The organism is Aminobacter sp. NyZ550 (genome assembly GCF_025628925.2).
Lineage (GTDB): Bacteria > Pseudomonadota > Alphaproteobacteria > Rhizobiales > Rhizobiaceae > Aminobacter > Aminobacter ciceronei.
This window is the reverse complement of the sequence record NZ_CP114190.1, coordinates 2,037,041-2,052,415: the sequence shown is the minus strand read 5'-3', so window position 1 is coordinate 2,052,415 and position 15,375 is coordinate 2,037,041. Positions and strand designations below refer to the sequence as shown.

The 15,375-nt window shown below is 63.7% G+C and carries 17 protein-coding genes; 8 read left to right on the top strand and 9 right to left on the bottom strand.

Annotated elements, in window-relative coordinates; translation table 11 throughout:
- Positions 1-65 precede the first annotated feature (65 nt).
- Entirely contained in the window at positions 66-1,199 is a 1,134-nt protein-coding gene (gene odc2 / locus N7E70_RS10130; RefSeq protein WP_154386463.1) for an ornithine/lysine decarboxylase, read from the bottom strand.
- Between the two features lie 549 nt (positions 1,200-1,748).
- Here odc2 and N7E70_RS10125 point away from each other — a divergent pair.
- The 4 genes from N7E70_RS10125 to N7E70_RS10110 all read left to right on the top strand — a co-directional run bounded on the left by N7E70_RS10125 (position 1,749) and on the right by N7E70_RS10110 (position 5,769).
- Entirely contained in the window at positions 1,749-2,948 is a 1,200-nt protein-coding gene (locus N7E70_RS10125; RefSeq protein ID WP_263006252.1) for an amidase, read from the top strand.
- Between the two features lie 4 nt (positions 2,949-2,952).
- Positions 2,953-3,861 (top strand): LysR family transcriptional regulator, encoded by a 909-nt coding sequence (locus N7E70_RS10120; protein ID WP_067958465.1) that lies wholly within the window; start codon positions 2,953-2,955, stop codon positions 3,859-3,861.
- Positions 3,862-3,938: 77 nt separating this feature from the next.
- Positions 3,939-4,604: a DUF1007 family protein gene (locus tag N7E70_RS10115; protein ID WP_263006251.1), complete on the top strand. Its 666-nt coding sequence runs from the start codon at positions 3,939-3,941 to the stop codon at positions 4,602-4,604.
- 4 nt (positions 4,605-4,608) lie between these two features.
- The gene (locus N7E70_RS10110) at positions 4,609-5,769 is read left to right on the top strand and encodes a nickel/cobalt transporter (protein ID WP_263006250.1); all 1,161 of its coding nucleotides are present in this window, start codon (positions 4,609-4,611) and stop codon (positions 5,767-5,769) included.
- 118 nt (positions 5,770-5,887) lie between these two features.
- Here the strand turns inward: N7E70_RS10110 and N7E70_RS10105 are convergent, their stop codons facing one another.
- On the bottom strand, positions 5,888-6,142 hold the full coding sequence (locus N7E70_RS10105; RefSeq protein WP_067958446.1) for a hypothetical protein: 255 nt from the start codon (positions 6,140-6,142) through the stop codon (positions 5,888-5,890).
- A 53-nt stretch (positions 6,143-6,195) separates the two neighbouring features.
- Positions 6,196-6,648 carry a hypothetical protein gene (locus tag N7E70_RS10100; protein WP_263006249.1) on the bottom strand — a complete coding sequence of 151 codons (453 nt, stop codon included), beginning with the start codon at positions 6,646-6,648 and terminating at the stop codon, positions 6,196-6,198.
- A gap of 50 nt (positions 6,649-6,698) precedes the next feature.
- Between N7E70_RS10100 and N7E70_RS10095 the strand changes: the two genes are divergently transcribed.
- Together N7E70_RS10095 and N7E70_RS10090 are read left to right on the top strand one after the other, a co-directional pair.
- The gene (locus N7E70_RS10095; RefSeq protein WP_263006248.1) at positions 6,699-7,415 is read left to right on the top strand and encodes a response regulator; all 717 of its coding nucleotides are present in this window, start codon (positions 6,699-6,701) and stop codon (positions 7,413-7,415) included.
- Entirely contained in the window at positions 7,412-8,842 is a 1,431-nt protein-coding gene (locus N7E70_RS10090) for an ATP-binding protein (RefSeq protein WP_263006247.1), read from the top strand. Before N7E70_RS10095 ends, N7E70_RS10090 begins: the two co-directional genes overlap by 4 nt.
- 12 nt (positions 8,843-8,854) lie before the next feature.
- Here N7E70_RS10090 and N7E70_RS10085 read toward each other — a convergent pair whose 3' ends face one another.
- Positions 8,855-9,061 (bottom strand): hypothetical protein, encoded by a 207-nt coding sequence (locus N7E70_RS10085; protein ID WP_067958433.1) that lies wholly within the window; start codon positions 9,059-9,061, stop codon positions 8,855-8,857.
- A 146-nt stretch (positions 9,062-9,207) separates the two neighbouring features.
- Positions 9,208-9,891 (bottom strand): GNAT family N-acetyltransferase, encoded by a 684-nt coding sequence (locus N7E70_RS10080; RefSeq protein WP_182576017.1) that lies wholly within the window; start codon positions 9,889-9,891, stop codon positions 9,208-9,210.
- Between the two features lie 83 nt (positions 9,892-9,974).
- On the opposite strand from N7E70_RS10080, the gene N7E70_RS10075 reads away from it, so the two are divergent.
- The gene (locus tag N7E70_RS10075; protein ID WP_263006246.1) at positions 9,975-11,159 is read left to right on the top strand and encodes a pyridoxal phosphate-dependent aminotransferase; all 1,185 of its coding nucleotides are present in this window, start codon (positions 9,975-9,977) and stop codon (positions 11,157-11,159) included.
- 21 nt (positions 11,160-11,180) lie between these two features.
- On the opposite strand, the gene N7E70_RS10070 is transcribed toward N7E70_RS10075, so the two are convergent.
- From N7E70_RS10070 to trhO, 4 genes are all read right to left on the bottom strand, one after another.
- The gene (locus tag N7E70_RS10070; RefSeq protein ID WP_263006245.1) at positions 11,181-11,402 is read right to left on the bottom strand and encodes a methyltransferase family protein; all 222 of its coding nucleotides are present in this window, start codon (positions 11,400-11,402) and stop codon (positions 11,181-11,183) included.
- Entirely contained in the window at positions 11,386-12,141 is a 756-nt protein-coding gene (locus tag N7E70_RS10065) for an SDR family oxidoreductase (protein ID WP_067958423.1), read from the bottom strand. The genes N7E70_RS10070 and N7E70_RS10065 overlap by 17 nt, the downstream gene beginning before the upstream one ends.
- A gap of 330 nt (positions 12,142-12,471) precedes the next feature.
- Positions 12,472-13,224, bottom strand: coding sequence for a tellurite resistance TerB family protein (locus tag N7E70_RS10060; protein WP_263006244.1), 753 nt, complete (start codon positions 13,222-13,224; stop codon positions 12,472-12,474).
- Positions 13,225-13,342: 118 nt separating this feature from the next.
- Positions 13,343-14,272, bottom strand: a complete 930-nt coding sequence (trhO, locus tag N7E70_RS10055; protein WP_067958417.1) for an oxygen-dependent tRNA uridine(34) hydroxylase TrhO — start codon at positions 14,270-14,272, stop codon at positions 13,343-13,345.
- A 139-nt stretch (positions 14,273-14,411) separates the two neighbouring features.
- Between trhO and N7E70_RS10050 the strand changes: the two genes are divergently transcribed.
- Positions 14,412-15,281, top strand: coding sequence for an N-acetylmuramidase domain-containing protein (locus tag N7E70_RS10050; RefSeq protein ID WP_263006243.1), 870 nt, complete (start codon positions 14,412-14,414; stop codon positions 15,279-15,281).
- Positions 15,282-15,375: the final 94 nt, after the last annotated feature.

Here is a 15,375-nt window from a genome sequence, read left to right as displayed (position 1 = left end):
GCGTGCAGAGGCACGCCCGCCGGGGTGATCTGAACGGCTCCGGCGCCAGGCGCCGTTTCGAGCCGTCAGATCACGTAGGATCGGAGAGGCTCGAAGCCGTTGAAGGCGACAGACGAGTAGGTCGTGGTGTAGGCGCCGGTACCCTCGATCAGCACCTCGTCGCCGATGGTCAGCGACAGGGGCAGCGGGTACGGTGTCTTTTCATACATCACGTCGGCCGAGTCGCAAGTTGGGCCGGCGAGCACGCAAGGTGCCACCTCGTCGCCGTCGCGGTCGGTCACGATCGGGTAGCGGATCGCCTCGTCCATCGTCTCGGCGAGACCGCCGAACTTGCCGATGTCGAGGAACACCCAGCGCACATTGTCGTTGTCGGCCTTCTTGGAGATCAGCACGACTTCCGACTTGATGACGCCGGCGTTACCGACCATGCCGCGACCCGGCTCGATGATGGTCTCCGGGATGTTGTTGCCGAAGTGCTTGGACAGCGCCTCGAAGATCGCCTGGCCATAGGCCTGGGCCGCCGGCACGTCGCGCAGGTAGCGCGTCGGGAAGCCGCCGCCCATGTTGACCATGCCGAGCATGATGCCTTCTTCGGCGAGCTTGGCGAACACCTTCTTGGCGTCAGCAAGAGCACGATCCCAGGCCGTCAGGTCGGTCTGCTGCGAGCCGACATGGAACGACACGCCAAAGGCATCGAGGCCGAGCGACTTGGCAACGCGCAGCACGTCGACGGCCATTGCGGGCACACAGCCGAACTTGCGCGACAGCGGCCATTCGGCGCCTTCGCCGTCGGTGAGCACGCGGCAGAACACGCGGGAGCCGGGAGCGGCACGCGCCACCTTCTCGACCTCTTCGACAGAGTCGACGGCGAACAGGCGGATGCCGAGTTCGAAGGCACGTGCGATGTCACGCTCCTTCTTGATGGTGTTGCCGAAGGAGATGCGCTCGGCCGGGGCGCCGGCATCCATAGCCATCTCGATTTCGGCGACCGAAGCGGTGTCGAAGGACGAGCCCATGCCGGCGAGCAGGCGCAGGATCTCAGGCGCCGGGTTTGCCTTGACAGCGTAGTAGACCTTGGACTCAGGCATCGCCTTCTCGAAGGCGCGGAAATTGTCGCGCACGACATCGAGGTCGACGACCAGGCAAGGGCCGGACGGACGTCGGGTGGCGAGGAAGTCGAGGATGCGCTGAGTGGCCATAGGTCTCTCCATCGCGCGGTCCTGCCGCGCAAAAAACATCAAGCTGCGGGACGGCCGTTCCCGGCCGCGGAATCCCACGGTGGACAAAGACATGACCGCTATTTGATGGATCCAGCCTGTGGAGACCCTGGAACCACAAATGCGCTTCACGCGGCGATGAACCTGAGCCAGCCCGGCTTCGGTTCGCTTTGTCTGCCTTGGCTTGGAAATGGGAAGACCCGTTCCGCACTGCCGGCAATGAAGGTGTGCCTCTTCAGTAACCCCGGCTTTTGGACAGCCGGAAGAGAACCAGAAAGGCCCGCACCGTCGTTGCTTCAAGGTGTCCTCGATTTTGCGGTTGGCCGCCAAATCGACTGGAGGGGTTAGCTCCAGTTACCTTACCGATTTCCTCGCCATTCGAGGGATCGGCGGACACCCACAGGCACGTGCGACTTTGGGCAAGCGCGGATATATGGCTCGTCACCGTCACAATCAATTAAAATCTCATGGCGGGTTGAAAAAATTCAAACATCGAACAATGTTGGAGACATCGTAAACAGGCTTCGAACGATGACCGGCATATCCAACCGCTTCAACGCTTTTCTCGATGTGCCGCAAGCACCTGTTTTAAATGCGGAAACCGGGTCTTTGGCGAGGCTTCGGCTGGCAGTCAAGGATATCTATGACGTCGCCGGCTACAAAACCGGCTGCGGCAACCCGGCAAAGACTGCAAGCGCCGAAACAGCCACAAGAACCGCGCCTGCGATACAGATCCTGCTTAATGCCGGCGCGCGATTCGTCGGCAAGACCCAGACCGACGAACTTGCCTTCTCGCTGATGGGCCAGAACGCGCACTTCCCGCACCCGATCAATCCCGCCGCGCCGGACCGCGTCACCGGCGGTTCGTCGTCGGGCTCGGCTGCGGCGGTCGCCGGCATGCTCGCCGACATCGCCATAGGCTCCGACACCGGCGGCTCGATCCGGGCACCGGCGAGCTTCTGCGGACTGATCGGCCTGCGCACCACACATGGGCTGATTTCGCTCGACGGCGCGATGAAGCTGGCGCCGAGCCTCGACACATTCGGCTGGTTCGCACCCGATATCGACGTCTATGAGACCGTGGCGAAGCTGCTCATCGGCGAGGACGCCCATCGCGGCCAGCTGAAAAGGCCCGTGGCGCTCGACTGGCTCGACAGCCTGCCGACCGGCCCGGATGAAGCGGCAGAGTACCAGCGGATGCGCCGGCGTGCCGGAACCGCCCTTGGCCTGATCGCCAAGGCTGGCCCTCTCTCCTTTTCATCAGGCGAGCTCTATTGGTGCTTCCGCAAGGTCCAGGCCTTCGAGGCCTGGCAAGAGCATGGAGCCTGGATCGCTTCCGGAGATCGTGGCCTCGGACCCGGCGTCAAGGAGCGTTTTGAGTTCGGCGCCACCATTTCCGCGTCAGACTATGCCGCCGAGATCGAAAGGCGCGACGCGTTTCGCCAGGAGCTGGGCGTGCTGCTCGGCACGGACGGCATTCTGGTCCTGCCGACGGTACCGGGAGCCGCGCCCCTGGCCAGCGGCAGCCATGACGAACTTCTCGCCTATCGCGAGCGCGCTTTGATGCTGCTCTGCCTGTCCGGCCTGTCGGGCTTCCCCCAGATAACGCTGCCGATCGGCACGGTCGACGGCGCGCCGTTCGGGCTGTCGCTGCTCGGCCCGGCCGGCAGCGATCTCGCGCTGATCCGGTTGGGACGCCGCGTGCTCGACACTGCCGGCACAAAGGACTGATGCCATGGACACACTCACCCGCATGCGCGCCTTCATCGACGTGGTCGAGGCCGAAGGCTTTTCCGCCGCCGCGCGCAAGATCGGCCGCTCCAAGGCGCTGCTGTCCAAATATGTGCGCGAGCTCGAGGACGAACTCGGCGCGCTGCTGCTCAACCGCACGACACGGCAGTTTTCGCTGACCGAGGCAGGCCATACCTATTACAGGCGCGCCTCCGAGATCATCCGCGAGGTCGACAGCCTGGCCGATGCTGTGCGCGAATCCTCGGGCGACGTGCGCGGCCGGGTCAAGCTGTCGGCGCCGCGCACCTTTGCCGACGCGCCGATCGGCCGCTCGCTGATCGAATTCGCCAAGGCACATCCTGATATCGTGCTCGAGATTCATCTCGACGACCGCTTCGTCGATCTTGTCGAGGAAGGCTTCGACCTCGCCATCCGCATCTCCAGGCTGGAGAACTCGTCGCTGATCGCCCGGCGCTTGGCGCCGTTCGGCATCCGGGTCTGCGCCTCGCCCGAGCTGATCGAAAAATACGGCATGCCGACAAAACCGGCGGATCTCGCCAACGTGCCCTGCATCATCGACACCAATGGCCGATACATGTCGAACTGGCCATTCTCCGGCGAGACCGGCGACGTCATGACCGTATCGGTCTCAGGTCCGATGGAGGTCAACAGCCCGATGGCGGCGCGGGCCGCGGCCGTTGCCGGACTCGGCTTTGCCATCCTGCCCGATTTCATCGCCGCCCCCGATCTCGATTCCGGCCGGCTGGTACCGGTGCTCGACGACCGCCGCCTCGGCGGCGGCGGCATCTTCGCCGTCTACCCGCACCGGCGCTACCTGCCGGCGAAGATCCGGGTCTTCGTCGACTTCCTGGTGCAATGGTTCAAGACCAACCCCTGCAATCATGCCGTTTAGTTGAACGGCCGCCGTCCCACTTTCGCCCGGTTTCTGATAATTGTCGGCATCACCCAACATGTCGGGCCGCCGGAGCAATGATTCTGAAGATTTCCAAGACGACGCTGGCCACGGCGGCAGTGGCCTTGCTGACCATGACGGTGCCGGCGAGCGTTCACCCGCACGTCTTCGCCGAAGCGCGGCTCGACGTCGTGCTCAATCCCGACAAGACCGTGAATTCGCTCAGGCATCTGTGGCGCTTCGACGACCTGTTTTCCAGCACGGTGCTGATGGAGTTCGACAAGAACTCCGACCTCAAGCTCGACGACAGCGAACTGGCCGAGGTCTCCAAGACGGTGTTCGAATCGATCGGCGAGTACAATTACTTCCAGGTCGTGACAGTCGACGGCAAGGACATCGCCATGAAGCCGCCGGCCAATCTCGTCGCCAATTTCGAGGACCAGCAGCTCATCATCCTGTTCGAGACCGAGCCGAAGGAGCCGCTGAAGCTTGCCGGCAAGATCGATTTCGGCGTCTACGATCCGACCTTCTACACGGCGATCGATTTCACCGAAGACACCAATCTGAGCGTCGCGGACCTCCCCCCGATCTGTACCAAGACAGTGGTCCGGCCCGACCCGGACGAAGCAATCGCGCAGAACCAGTCGAAGCTGACCGATGCGTTCTTCAACGACCCGTCGGGCACCGACATGAGCAAGATTTTTGCCACGCGCCTGGAATTGAACTGCCCAGCCAAGGGGTGATGCAGTGAAGAAGACGACCATCCGAGTGATTTTCGCGCTTCTGGCGCTCAGCTATGTGCTCAGCCATTTCGCGGTCCGGGCGCATGCCCAGAGTTCACTCGGCATCGGCACCAACGAAGCGATGGTGCCGTCGGCCGGCCTCTTCTCCGAGCTGCTCAACTGGATCAACGTTCATCAGCAGCAGTTCTACCGCTCGCTGACCGGCTCGCTGAAGGCGATGCGCGACGGCGACAGCGGCAGCATCTGGCTGCTCGTCGGCTTGTCCTTCGCCTATGGCATCTTCCACGCCGCCGGCCCCGGCCACGGCAAGGCCGTAATCTCGTCCTATATGCTCGCCAACGAAGTGGCGTTGCGCCGCGGCGTGATGCTGTCCTTCGTCTCGGCCTTCCTCCAGGGGGCGACTGCCGTTGTGCTGATGACGCTGGTGTTCCTCGTCCTGCGCGGTACATCGGTGTCGATGACCAACGCAACCTGGTTCCTGGAAACGGTGAGCTACGCCCTGATCGCCGCCTTCGGCGCCTGGCTGCTGTGGAAGAAACTCAAGCCGATGGCGTTCCTGGCAGGTGCGGCTCCGGTACACAGCCTGTCGGCAGCCCATGTCCATGCGCATGGTCATCATGATCACGACCACGCCACCTCAGGCCACGACCATCATGACCACGCCACGTGCAGCCACGATCATGCGCACGATCATCACGATCACGCTCACCAAGCCCACAACCACGCGCATCATGACCACGGGCACAGCCCGCATGCTCACGCCCATCACGCTCACGCCGTGGGTGAAGTCTGCTCGACCTGCGGCCACTCGCACGCGCCGGATCCCAGGATGCTCGAAGGCAAGCATTTCGACTGGCGCACCGCATGGTCGGCAGTTGCAGCGGTCGGTATCCGCCCCTGCTCCGGCGCGCTGATCGTGCTCAGCTTCGCCTTCCTCAACGGACTTTGGGCCGGCGGCATCCTGTCGGTCTTCGCCATGGCGCTCGGAACCGCCATCACCGTCTCGGCACTTGCCATCATGGCAGTGACGGCGAAGAACTGGGCCGTTGCGATAGCCGGCGACGGCCGCGCCGGAAATCGCGTCCACAATGCCATCGAGATCGGCGGCGCGGCACTCGTCATGCTGCTTGGCCTGGTGTTGCTGGCCGCTAGCCTGAAGGCCTGAGCGGGCTTGGCGCCCGCGACGTCCTGAACTGCCAATCTGCGCGCAAAAGAAATCCGCCCTGGAGTTGCGGCTGCCAGGGCGGATTTTTGTGGACCACGACCTGCGTGGCGTCGGGTGCTTACATCGTGGTCTTCTTGGTCGTGGCGGCCGGCGCGACGTGCTTCTTGTGCTTCTTGACCTTCTTGTGCGTCGGCTTCTTGCTCGCGACCTTCTTCACCAGCGGAGTGACCGTCTTGGTTGTGGTCGTGGCGGCAGCCGCCGGCGCTGCCGTGTAGCCGGCAGCGTTGGCCGAGCTGGCGGTGAGCACCGGGGCCGAGAAGGCCATGGCGACGGTCATGCCGAGAGCGGTCAGCAGGGTCTTGTTGACGTTCATGATCAGTTTCCTTTGCACAAGTGCATTGTTGGGGGCCTTCTTGAGCTTGCCGATCAGGGTTCGATCGGTTGCGCTCCAAGCATCTTCAGTGCTGTCGCATAGGCGCGGATGCCCTGGGCCTGCTGGTTGCCGGCACAGAATTTCATCGCCTTTTTCTGAAGGGCTTTCGCTTCGGCGGCCCGTTTCGCCTCGGCATGTTCAGCGATTTCATCGGTGAATTGCTGCTGCAGCCTGTTGCAGCGATCGGTCCTCGTAACTGTTCCCTTTGCCTGCGGCTGGGTGCTGGCTGCGCCAATTGAAAGTGCGGCGAGCAGTACGATCATCGAACTGGTCACTAACTTTCGCATGTCGGTTCCAGCACCCGTGGTTGAAGCAGCACGGTTGTTATCGCGGACCGACTTGTCGGGTTTCTTTCCGGTTTGCAGTGTTTTGTTTCTGGATTGTAACTGCCGCCTCAGGCGCTCAAGTTCTCGTGTTTTCTGGTCAAAACCTTGGTTCGACCTCATTTCGCCAAGGTCCGCGCCGATGCCGCTCGCATCGACCTGAGGTGCGAAAAGTGAAGACCGATGCCCATGTCCTGATCGTTGACGACGACAGGGAAATCCGCGACCTGCTCCAGGAATTCTTCGTCAAGCACGGCATGCGCGTCTCGGGCGCGCGCGACGATGACGAGATGCAGGCAGCCCTGCGCCGCGCCCCTGTCGACCTGATCATCCTCGACGTGATGCTGCCCGGCAAAAGCGGCCTCGACATCTGCCGCGACCTGCGCACGCATTCGAGGATCCCGATCATCATGCTGACGGCGGTCACCGAAACCATCGACCGCGTCGTCGGCCTGGAGATGGGCGCCGACGACTACGTGCCAAAACCCTTTAACCCACGCGAGCTGCTGGCCCGGGCACGCGCCGTGCTGCGCCGGCCGAGTGCCGCGGGAACGACGCACCGGCCGGTGCCGCAAGTCTACAAATTCGCCGGCTGGACGCTCGATGCCTCCCGCCGCCGGCTGCTCAGGCCCGACGATATCCGGGTCGAGCTGACGACCGCCGAGTTCAACCTGCTGCACACGCTGGTGCGCAGCGCCCAGCGCGTGCTCAGCCGCGAGCAGCTGGTCGAACTCTCCAACCAGAACGGCGACTACAGCTATGACCGCAGCGTCGACATCCTGGTGAGCCGCCTGCGCCGCAAGATGGAAGACAATCCGCGCGCGCCGAAGCTGGTGCTGACCGTGCGCGGCGGCGGCTATCAGTTCGTGCCCGAGGTATCAGCCGAATGAGATGGCTCCTGCCACGGTCGCTGCCGGCCTGGGTGCTTCTGATCGTCATCGCCGGGCTGCTGTCCATCCAGGTCTCGACGCTCTCCATCGTCTCGCGCGAACGCGTTGCCTCCAACAATATCCTCGACCTGTTTCGCCTCAACGACCGGGCTTTGTCGCTGGCAAAGCTGCTGTATGCGGAACAGCCACTCGATCGCACCCGCATCGCCGCCGGCCTCTCCGTTCCGCCGCATGTGCTGACCACTTCGGATGCGCCTGCCGTCAGCTCGGTCATTCCCGCGGATGACGAAATGGCAGAGCTCGAGGACATCATCGTGGGCAGGCTGTCGAAATACGGCATCCAGGAAGCTCGCGTGCGCCGCGAAATGCCGAAGGCACGGCCGAGCCAGAATTCAGCGGAACCCGACCAGAGCGTGGGCAGCGTCGAACGCGAACTGCTCGACCTGTCATCCGACATCACCAACAGCGACACGCTGGTGGCGTCGATCGAGTTCAAGGACAGCCAGTGGCTCAATTTCACCATGAAGGCGACGCCACCCAGTCCGGTCCTCAACAGCGACAGTCTGCCGCTCTACGGATCGGTGGCAGCCCTGGTGGTGGCGCTGTCGATCTGGTCGCTGCGCCGGCTGACGGCACCTTATCGCGCGCTCGAAAGTGCCGTCCGGCGGATCGGCGCAGACCTGAAAAGCCCGCCTCTGGATGAACGCGGCAGCAGTGAATACAAGTCGGCGGCACGGGCGGTGAACACCATGCAGGCGCGGCTGAAGGAATATGTCGAGGACCGCGAATTGCTGGCGGCCGCGCTCGCGCATGATCTCAGGACGCCGCTGACGCGCATTCGCCTGCGCCTGGAATTGCTGCGCAACTCGCCGCTTCGCACCGCGCTGATGCACAATCTGGCCGACATCGAGGCGATCTCGGCCTCCGTACTCGACTTCGCCACCTACGAGGCCAGGGACGAGGCGTTGGAACGGATCGACTTCTGGTCGCTCGTCGATTCGATCGCCGACGGCAATCCGCATGTCGTCTTCGACGGCGCTCGCCACCACGCCCGTGGGCTCGTCTGCCAAGGCCAGGCGATCGCGCTGCGCCGATGCGTGGCCAATCTCGTCGACAATGCGGTGAAGTATGGCGGCAAGGCCCGCCTGGCCTTGTCGCAGGTCGACGGGCACGTGCTGCTCACCATCGACGATTCCGGCCCGGGCATTCCGGAGACAAAGATGGAAACCATCTTCCGCCCGTTCATCCGTATCGAAGGTTCGCGCAACCGCCAGACCGGCGGCTTCGGGCTCGGCCTGACGATTGCCCGCAACATTGCCCGCCGCTTTGACGGCGACGTTGTCCTCAAGAACCGCAGCGGCGGCGGCTTGCGCGCCGAGCTTAAGATACCGCTGGCCGGAACCGTGAAGGCCGCAGCGGTCGGATAGGATCAACTTGTTTCAGTTGCCGTTCTTGCGCTGGCTGCGGCCGCGCAGCCAGAACACGCCGAAGAAGGCAAGAACGAAGCATACCGCGATGACACCGGCGGCGGCGGTCGAATAGTTGCCGACGGCGAGCATCACCTTGGGCAGGAAAAACGCCGCGACGCCGAAGATGATCATGATCCATGCGGCGGCGACGGCGGCATGGCGGGTCTTGGTGTCCATCGGCGTGGCCCTAACATCTCGTTGCGTCCGGACCGATGCCGGCAAGTTCAGCTACATAGCGCCCGTTGCCGTTTCAGCCAACGCGCCATCACCGGTTCGATTGTCGCACGCATAGCTGTTGGGGCCAAAAGGCGCCCGTGGCACCTTCAGGCGCCGAACTCGGCGCGGAAATCCTCAAGCTTGCGCTTCTGCTGGCCTGCGGCATCGAAATTGGCCGGATCGAGCCAGGCGTCGTAGGCCTTGAGCAAGGCCGGCCATTCCTTGTCGATGATCGAATACCAGGCGGTGTCACGGTTCTCGCCCTTGGTCACCATGTGCTGGCGGAAGATGCCCTCGAACTTGAAGCCGAAACGTTCGGCCGCCCGCTTGGACGGTTCGTTGCGATTGTTGCACTTCCACTCGTAGCGCCGATAGCCGAGCTCGAAGATGTGGCGCGCAAACAGGAACTGGGCCTCGGTTGCCGCCGGCTTGCGCGAGACGATGTCGCTCCAGTAGATGTTGCCGATCTCGATGACGCCGAAATTCGGGTCGATGCGCATCAGGGTCTGCCGCCCGGCCATCTTGCCGCTGGCCTTGTCGATGACGACGAAAAACAGCGGGTCCTCGCTCGCCGCCGATTTTTCGAGCCAGGGTTGGAAATCGGCGCGGGTCTGCGGCTTGGTGTCGAAGAGCCAGCGGAAGCGGCCCTCGGCATCTTCGGCGGTCGCCATTTCGTACAGGCGTTCGCCGTGTCTTGCGGCGTCGAGCGGCTCCAGGCGGACATACCGTCCCTCGAGATTTATGCGCTCGGGGCGCGGCCGCGGCTTCCAGTCCTGCAGGTTCTCGGACAAGGACGTCTCCAATTCGTTTGACATGGTCGCCCCAACTCTCGCAAAAATCCGGTGCCCCCAACAGAACCAGACGGATAGCCGGAATGCTCCACACGATTGCCGCCTTCGACCGCCTCGGCGAAGAAAATGCCTTTGCCGTATTGGCCCGCGCCACGGCCCTGCTCCATGAGGGGCGCGATATCGTCAACCTGGGCATAGGCCAGCCCGACTTCCGCACGCCCGAGCATATCGTCGAGGCCGCGATCAAGGCCTTACGTGATGGCCATCACGGCTACACGCCGGCCAATGGCCTGTTGGCAACGCGCGAGGCGGTGGTGCGGCGCACCCTTGCCACGACAGGCGTCGAGGTGTCGCCGGAGAGCGTCATGATCATGCCCGGCGGCAAGCCGACGATGTTCGCCGCGATCCTGATGTTCGGCGAACCGGGGGCTGAAATCCTCTATCCCGACCCGGGTTTCCCGATCTACCGCTCGATGATCGAGTTCACCGGCGCAACACCGGTGCCGGTGCCGATGCGCGAGGCCAACGGCTTTGCCTTCTCGGCCGAGGAGACGCTTGCACTGATCACGCCAAAGACGCGGCTCCTGATCCTCAATTCGCCGGCCAATCCAACCGGCGGGGTGACGCCGCGCGTCGAGATCGCCAAGCTGGTCAAGGGCCTCGAAGGCCATCCGCATGTCGCAATCATGTCGGACGAGATCTACGACGTCATGACCTATGACGGAGAACGCCACGTCTCGCTGCTGACCTACCCTGAAATCCGCGACCGGCTGATCGTGCTCAACGGCTGGTCCAAGACCTGGGCGATGACCGGCTGGCGCATGGGCTGGTCGATCTGGCCGAATGCGACCGTAGGCGGCCGCCTCTACGACAAGGTGCGCAAGCTCGCCGTCAATTGCTGGTCCTGCGTCAACGCGCCGAGCCAGTTCGCCGGCATTGCCGCCATCGACGGCCCTCAGGACGACGTCGAGCGCATGATGCGCGCCTTCGACAACAGGCGCCGTATCGTCGTCGAAGGCCTGAACGCCATACCAGGCATTTCCTGCGTCACGCCGAAAGGCGCCTTCTACGCCTTCCCCAACATCAGCCAGACCGGCTGGAAGGCCAAGAAACTGGCTTCGGCCCTGCTCGAGGACGCCGGCGTAGCGCTGATCGGCGGGCCGGACTTCGGCATATTGGGTGAAGGCTACATCAGGCTGTCCTACGCCAACTCGGAAGAGAACATCCTGCGGGCGCTGGAACGCATCGAGGCGTTCCTGGCGAAATAGCCGGGCGTTTCGATCTACGCCTTACTCGGCCGGCAGCGTAGGCGTCGCTGCCGTGCCGGGCCGGTACGGCGTCAGCGTCGGGATGACCATCGGAACGTGGCGGGCATAGTCTTCATACTCGGGGAACGTCGCGCGGAGGATACGTTCCTCGTTGACCATGCGGCGGTACTGCAATGCCCACCACAGGATGAAGAACAGGGCAGACCAGATCGACCAGCCGGCCGCCTCAGCCGCGTCCGACATAGGGCATTTTGGTTGCCATGACGGTCATGAACAACACGTTCGCGTCAAGCGGCAGGCTGGCCATGTAGACGACGGCCTCGGCGACACGGGCGACGTCCATCACGGCTTCCGCAGCGATCGAGCCATTGGCCTGCTGCACGCCCACGGACATCGGCACGGCCATCTCGGTCAACGCATTGCCGATGTCGATCTGGCCGCAGGCGATGTCGAACGGGCGGCCGTCGAGCGCCAGCGTCTTGGTGAGACCCGTGATGGCGTGCTTGGTCGCGGTGTAGGGCACAGAGCCGGGGCGCGGTGCATGGGCAGAGACCGAGCCGTTGTTGACGATGCGTCCGCCCATCGGCTCCTGTCGTCGCATCGCCGCGAAGGCTGCCCGCGAGCACAGGAAGGTGCCGGTGAGATTGACGGACACGACCTCGTTCCAGGCCTCGACCGGGATTTCGTCGATGGTCGACGCCTTGTAGCCCATGCCGGCATTGTTGAAGAGCAGGTCGACGCGGCCGAATGCCTCGGTGATGGTCTCGAACATGTCGTCGACCTGGTCGGGCCTGGTCACGTCGCAGACGATGGCCAGCGCCTTGGCGTCTGTCTTGCCGGCGTCTCGGATCGCTTCATCGAGCGCATGCTTGCTGCGGCCGCAGAAGACGGTGTTCCAGCCCTCCTTGAGCAAGGCCGTCGCCACAGCCTTGCCGATGCCCTTGCCGGCGCCCGTAACCACCGCAACCCTGTTGCTTGCCATGATGAAGCTCCTCCCTGCGCATGACCGATCGCCGGCGGCAGATCATTGGTAGCGCGAGCAGTCTAAAGCACGGCCCCGAAAATCGAAATAGACGGCGCGCCGTTGGCAAAGGGCCAGAACGGACCTGCGCGTCGGTCATCGAGGATTGGGTGCGTTGGTGAGGATAAGACACACAAAAAGGGCGGTCATTGGCGACCGCCCAGTCTTTGATCGAACCGTGCTTGGGAGGAGGAGAGCCGATCCGAGTAAGAAAATGATGCGCCCGGGCGGTTAACAAATCCTTAACGCGAAAGAACGCCTTTTAGGCACCGCCCGGCGCCTCCCGGTCTGTTACCAGCGCGGGTTGACTTGCGGATTGGCCGATGCCTCGACGACCGGCACCTTGACGCTCGAAACCGTCGCCTCGATGTGGTCGACAAGCGCGTCCGGCAGCTGCAGCCGGCCGGCGAGCAGGTCGAGATAGCCGCGCTCGGCGCGGGTGTCAGGATCGATGGCCAGGCGTGAGGCGGTGTAGAGCTCGACCTTCTGTGCCTCGGTCTGGGCCGCAGCGACGATCGCGTCGAGATCGAGCGGCGAATTGAGCTCCTCCATCAGGAACTGCTCGGCGTCGGAGCCGATGCCCGACAGGCTGAGCTTGTCGCCGATCTTCTTGCGCTCGTCATCGTCGATATGGCCGTCAGCCTTGGCGGCGGCGATCATGGCGCGGATCAGCGTCAGCGCGAACTCGGTCTCGCCCTGTGGCGCCTGCGATGGGTGGAAGGAATTGTCGGACGGCGGCGGCAAAAGCTGCGGCTCGGCATCGGGGGCGGCAGTTGCCTGCTCGGGCGCATTGCCGGCCTTGTAGTTCTGGTAGGCCTTGTAGGCCAGGCCGCCAATGGCCGCGAGACCGCCGACCTTAAGCGCCGTGCCCGCAACCTGGCGGCCGGCACCGGTGCCGAGCAGCACGGCAACCAGCGCGCCGGCCGCAAGCGGATTGTCCTTGGCGAGTTGGGTCGCCTGCCCGGCCTTGTCGCGCACGGTGGAGCCGGTTCCCGGGATCTTGGAGCCGAGGAGATCGTCGAGCAGCTTTTTGGGGTCGAACATGGATGCCTCCGGTTGGAATATCGGTCGCCGAGAGGTAGGCGGACGATCAAGACATTGCAATGACGCCCGTCAATTTGGCACGGTCGTCAATTTGGCGAGATCGGCCGGAAGCGGAGGGCTAACTGCCGATATGAGGGCTGGAGCCACGCTTTTCCGCCAATTCCACCTGGCGATGGCGCTCAGCATAGCGCGCGCGGTCTTCGTCCGTGCGGGCATCATGGCAATGCGGGCAGGACACGCCCGCCTCGAATGTCGGCGACAGAAGCTCTTCCGGCATCAGCGGATGCCGGCAGGCGCGGCACAGCTCGGCCTGCCCTACGACAAGCCCGTGCGACACCGACACACGCTCGTCGAAGACGAAGCACTCGCCCTTCCAAAGGCTCTCTTCGGCCGGCACGTCCTCGAGATATTTGAGGATGCCGCCCTTGAGGTGGAAGACATCATCGAGGCCGATCGACTTGACGTACGCCGTGGCCTTCTCGCAGCGAATGCCACCGGTGCAGAACATCGCCACCTTCTTGCCTTCGAGCTCGCCGCGATGGTTTTCGACCCAGGCCGGGAACTCGCGGAAACTCTTTGTCCGCGGATCGACAGCGCCGGAAAAGGTGCCGATCGACACTTCATAATCGTTGCGGGTGTCGACGACGATGGTGTCGGGATCGGAAATCAGCGCGTTCCAGTCGCTCGCCTCGACATAGGCGCCGACGCTGGCGAGCGGATCGATACCCTCGACGCCCATGGTGACGATTTCGCTCTTCAGCCGCACCTTCATGCGGTGGAACGGCATCTCCCCAGCCGTGCTGTACTTGACCTCAAGACCGGAAAATTCCGGCATGGCCTCAAGATGGGCGATCAACTCGGCGATCGCCTCTGCGGTGCCGGCGACGGTGCCGTTGATGCCTTCGCGTGCGAGCAGCAGCGTCCCCTTGATGCCACGGCCGCAGCAGAAGGCGGCGAGCGGCGCGCGCAAAGCCTCGTAACCCTCGAGCCGGCAGAAGCGGTAGAGGGCGGCAACGCGGAAAAGAGACTGCGGTGTAGACAGGTTCATCGCCGAGCCACTAACGCTTTGGCCATTTTTTTTCAACGTGCAGCTGAAAGCGGAACGATTACAGTCTGTTGTCGATTCGACCTGCGCCCAGCGGTAAGATCTTTTTCCACCGGACGCCTGGATATGGAGAAGACCGCGCATGTTCAGCAGGCAAACGGCAACGGAAATCGAAAAGGCGGCCAGCGAGTTCGGACTGGAGCCGGCGGCGCTGCTGGCCATCGCCGAGATCGAGAGCGCCGGCCAGGTATTCGCCAAGATCGACGGCCGCAACGAACCGCTGATCCGTTTCGAGGGGCACTATTTCGACCGCAGGCTTTCCGGCGCAGCGCAGGAGCGTGCCCGCGCCGAAGGGCTGGCCTCACCGAATGCGGGTGCAGTCGCCAACCCGCGCGCCCAGGCAGCGCGGTGGCAGATGCTCGAACGGGCAGCCACCATCGACCACCAGGCCGCCTATGAATCGACGTCCTGGGGGCTCGGTCAGGTGATGGGGTCGCATTGGCAATGGCTCGGCTTTGACGATGTCGATGCGCTTGTGACCGAGGCACGTTCAGGCGCCGCCGGCCAGGCCCGGCTGATGACGCGCTATCTCGACAAGGCGGGGCTGACAAGTGCGCTGAACGATCACGACTGGGAAGCGCTCGGCCATGGCTACAACGGACCCGGCTTCCGCAAGAACGGCTACCATCTCAAGCTGGCGGAGGCCTACAAGCGGCAGATCGACGGCCCCGCCCCCGGCGACCTCACCATGATGGTCGGAACGCGCGGTGAGTTGGTCACCGAACTGCAGGAAGCGTTGGTTGCCCTGGGCTATCCCGTCGACACGGACGGCATCTACGGCCAGGGCACGGCAGCCCAGGTCAAGCGTTTCCAGGCTGATCATTGCCTGGGCGCCGATGGCATCGCCGGTCAGCGTACCCAGGCAGCCATCGCCCAGGCTCTGTCTCTTGGCGACCGCGACTTGTGGTCGACCCTCAAGCGCTGGTTGGCCGGGATTTTCCGCCAGGCATAGACGGCTTGCGCTCTGAGGCGTAGGGCTTCGGCGACAGCGACGGCCTTCGACCCACCGCGCTCATTCGGGGCGCAACACCATGTCGCCAAAGGCT

Excerpts from the sequence above, each read along its gene's own strand:
- odc2 (WP_154386463.1), bottom strand. The coding sequence starts at position 1,199 with ATGGCCACTCAGCGCATCCTCGACTTCCTCGCCACCCGACGTCCGTCC.
- N7E70_RS10125 (WP_263006252.1), top strand. The coding sequence starts at position 1,749 with ATGACCGGCATATCCAACCGCTTCAACGCTTTTCTCGATGTGCCGCAA.
- N7E70_RS10120 (WP_067958465.1), top strand. The coding sequence starts at position 2,953 with ATGGACACACTCACCCGCATGCGCGCCTTCATCGACGTGGTCGAGGCC.
- N7E70_RS10115 (WP_263006251.1), top strand. The coding sequence starts at position 3,939 with ATGATTCTGAAGATTTCCAAGACGACGCTGGCCACGGCGGCAGTGGCC.
- N7E70_RS10105 (WP_067958446.1), bottom strand. The coding sequence starts at position 6,142 with ATGAACGTCAACAAGACCCTGCTGACCGCTCTCGGCATGACCGTCGCC.
- N7E70_RS10100 (WP_263006249.1), bottom strand. The coding sequence starts at position 6,648 with ATGAGGTCGAACCAAGGTTTTGACCAGAAAACACGAGAACTTGAGCGC.
- N7E70_RS10090 (WP_263006247.1), top strand. The coding sequence starts at position 7,412 with ATGAGATGGCTCCTGCCACGGTCGCTGCCGGCCTGGGTGCTTCTGATC.
- N7E70_RS10085 (WP_067958433.1), bottom strand. The coding sequence starts at position 9,061 with ATGGACACCAAGACCCGCCATGCCGCCGTCGCCGCCGCATGGATCATG.
- N7E70_RS10075 (WP_263006246.1), top strand. The coding sequence starts at position 9,975 with ATGCTCCACACGATTGCCGCCTTCGACCGCCTCGGCGAAGAAAATGCC.
- N7E70_RS10070 (WP_263006245.1), bottom strand. The coding sequence starts at position 11,402 with ATGTCGGACGCGGCTGAGGCGGCCGGCTGGTCGATCTGGTCTGCCCTG.
- N7E70_RS10065 (WP_067958423.1), bottom strand. The coding sequence starts at position 12,141 with ATGGCAAGCAACAGGGTTGCGGTGGTTACGGGCGCCGGCAAGGGCATC.
- N7E70_RS10060 (WP_263006244.1), bottom strand. The coding sequence starts at position 13,224 with ATGTTCGACCCCAAAAAGCTGCTCGACGATCTCCTCGGCTCCAAGATC.
- trhO (WP_067958417.1), bottom strand. The coding sequence starts at position 14,272 with ATGAACCTGTCTACACCGCAGTCTCTTTTCCGCGTTGCCGCCCTCTAC.
- N7E70_RS10050 (WP_263006243.1), top strand. The coding sequence starts at position 14,412 with ATGTTCAGCAGGCAAACGGCAACGGAAATCGAAAAGGCGGCCAGCGAG.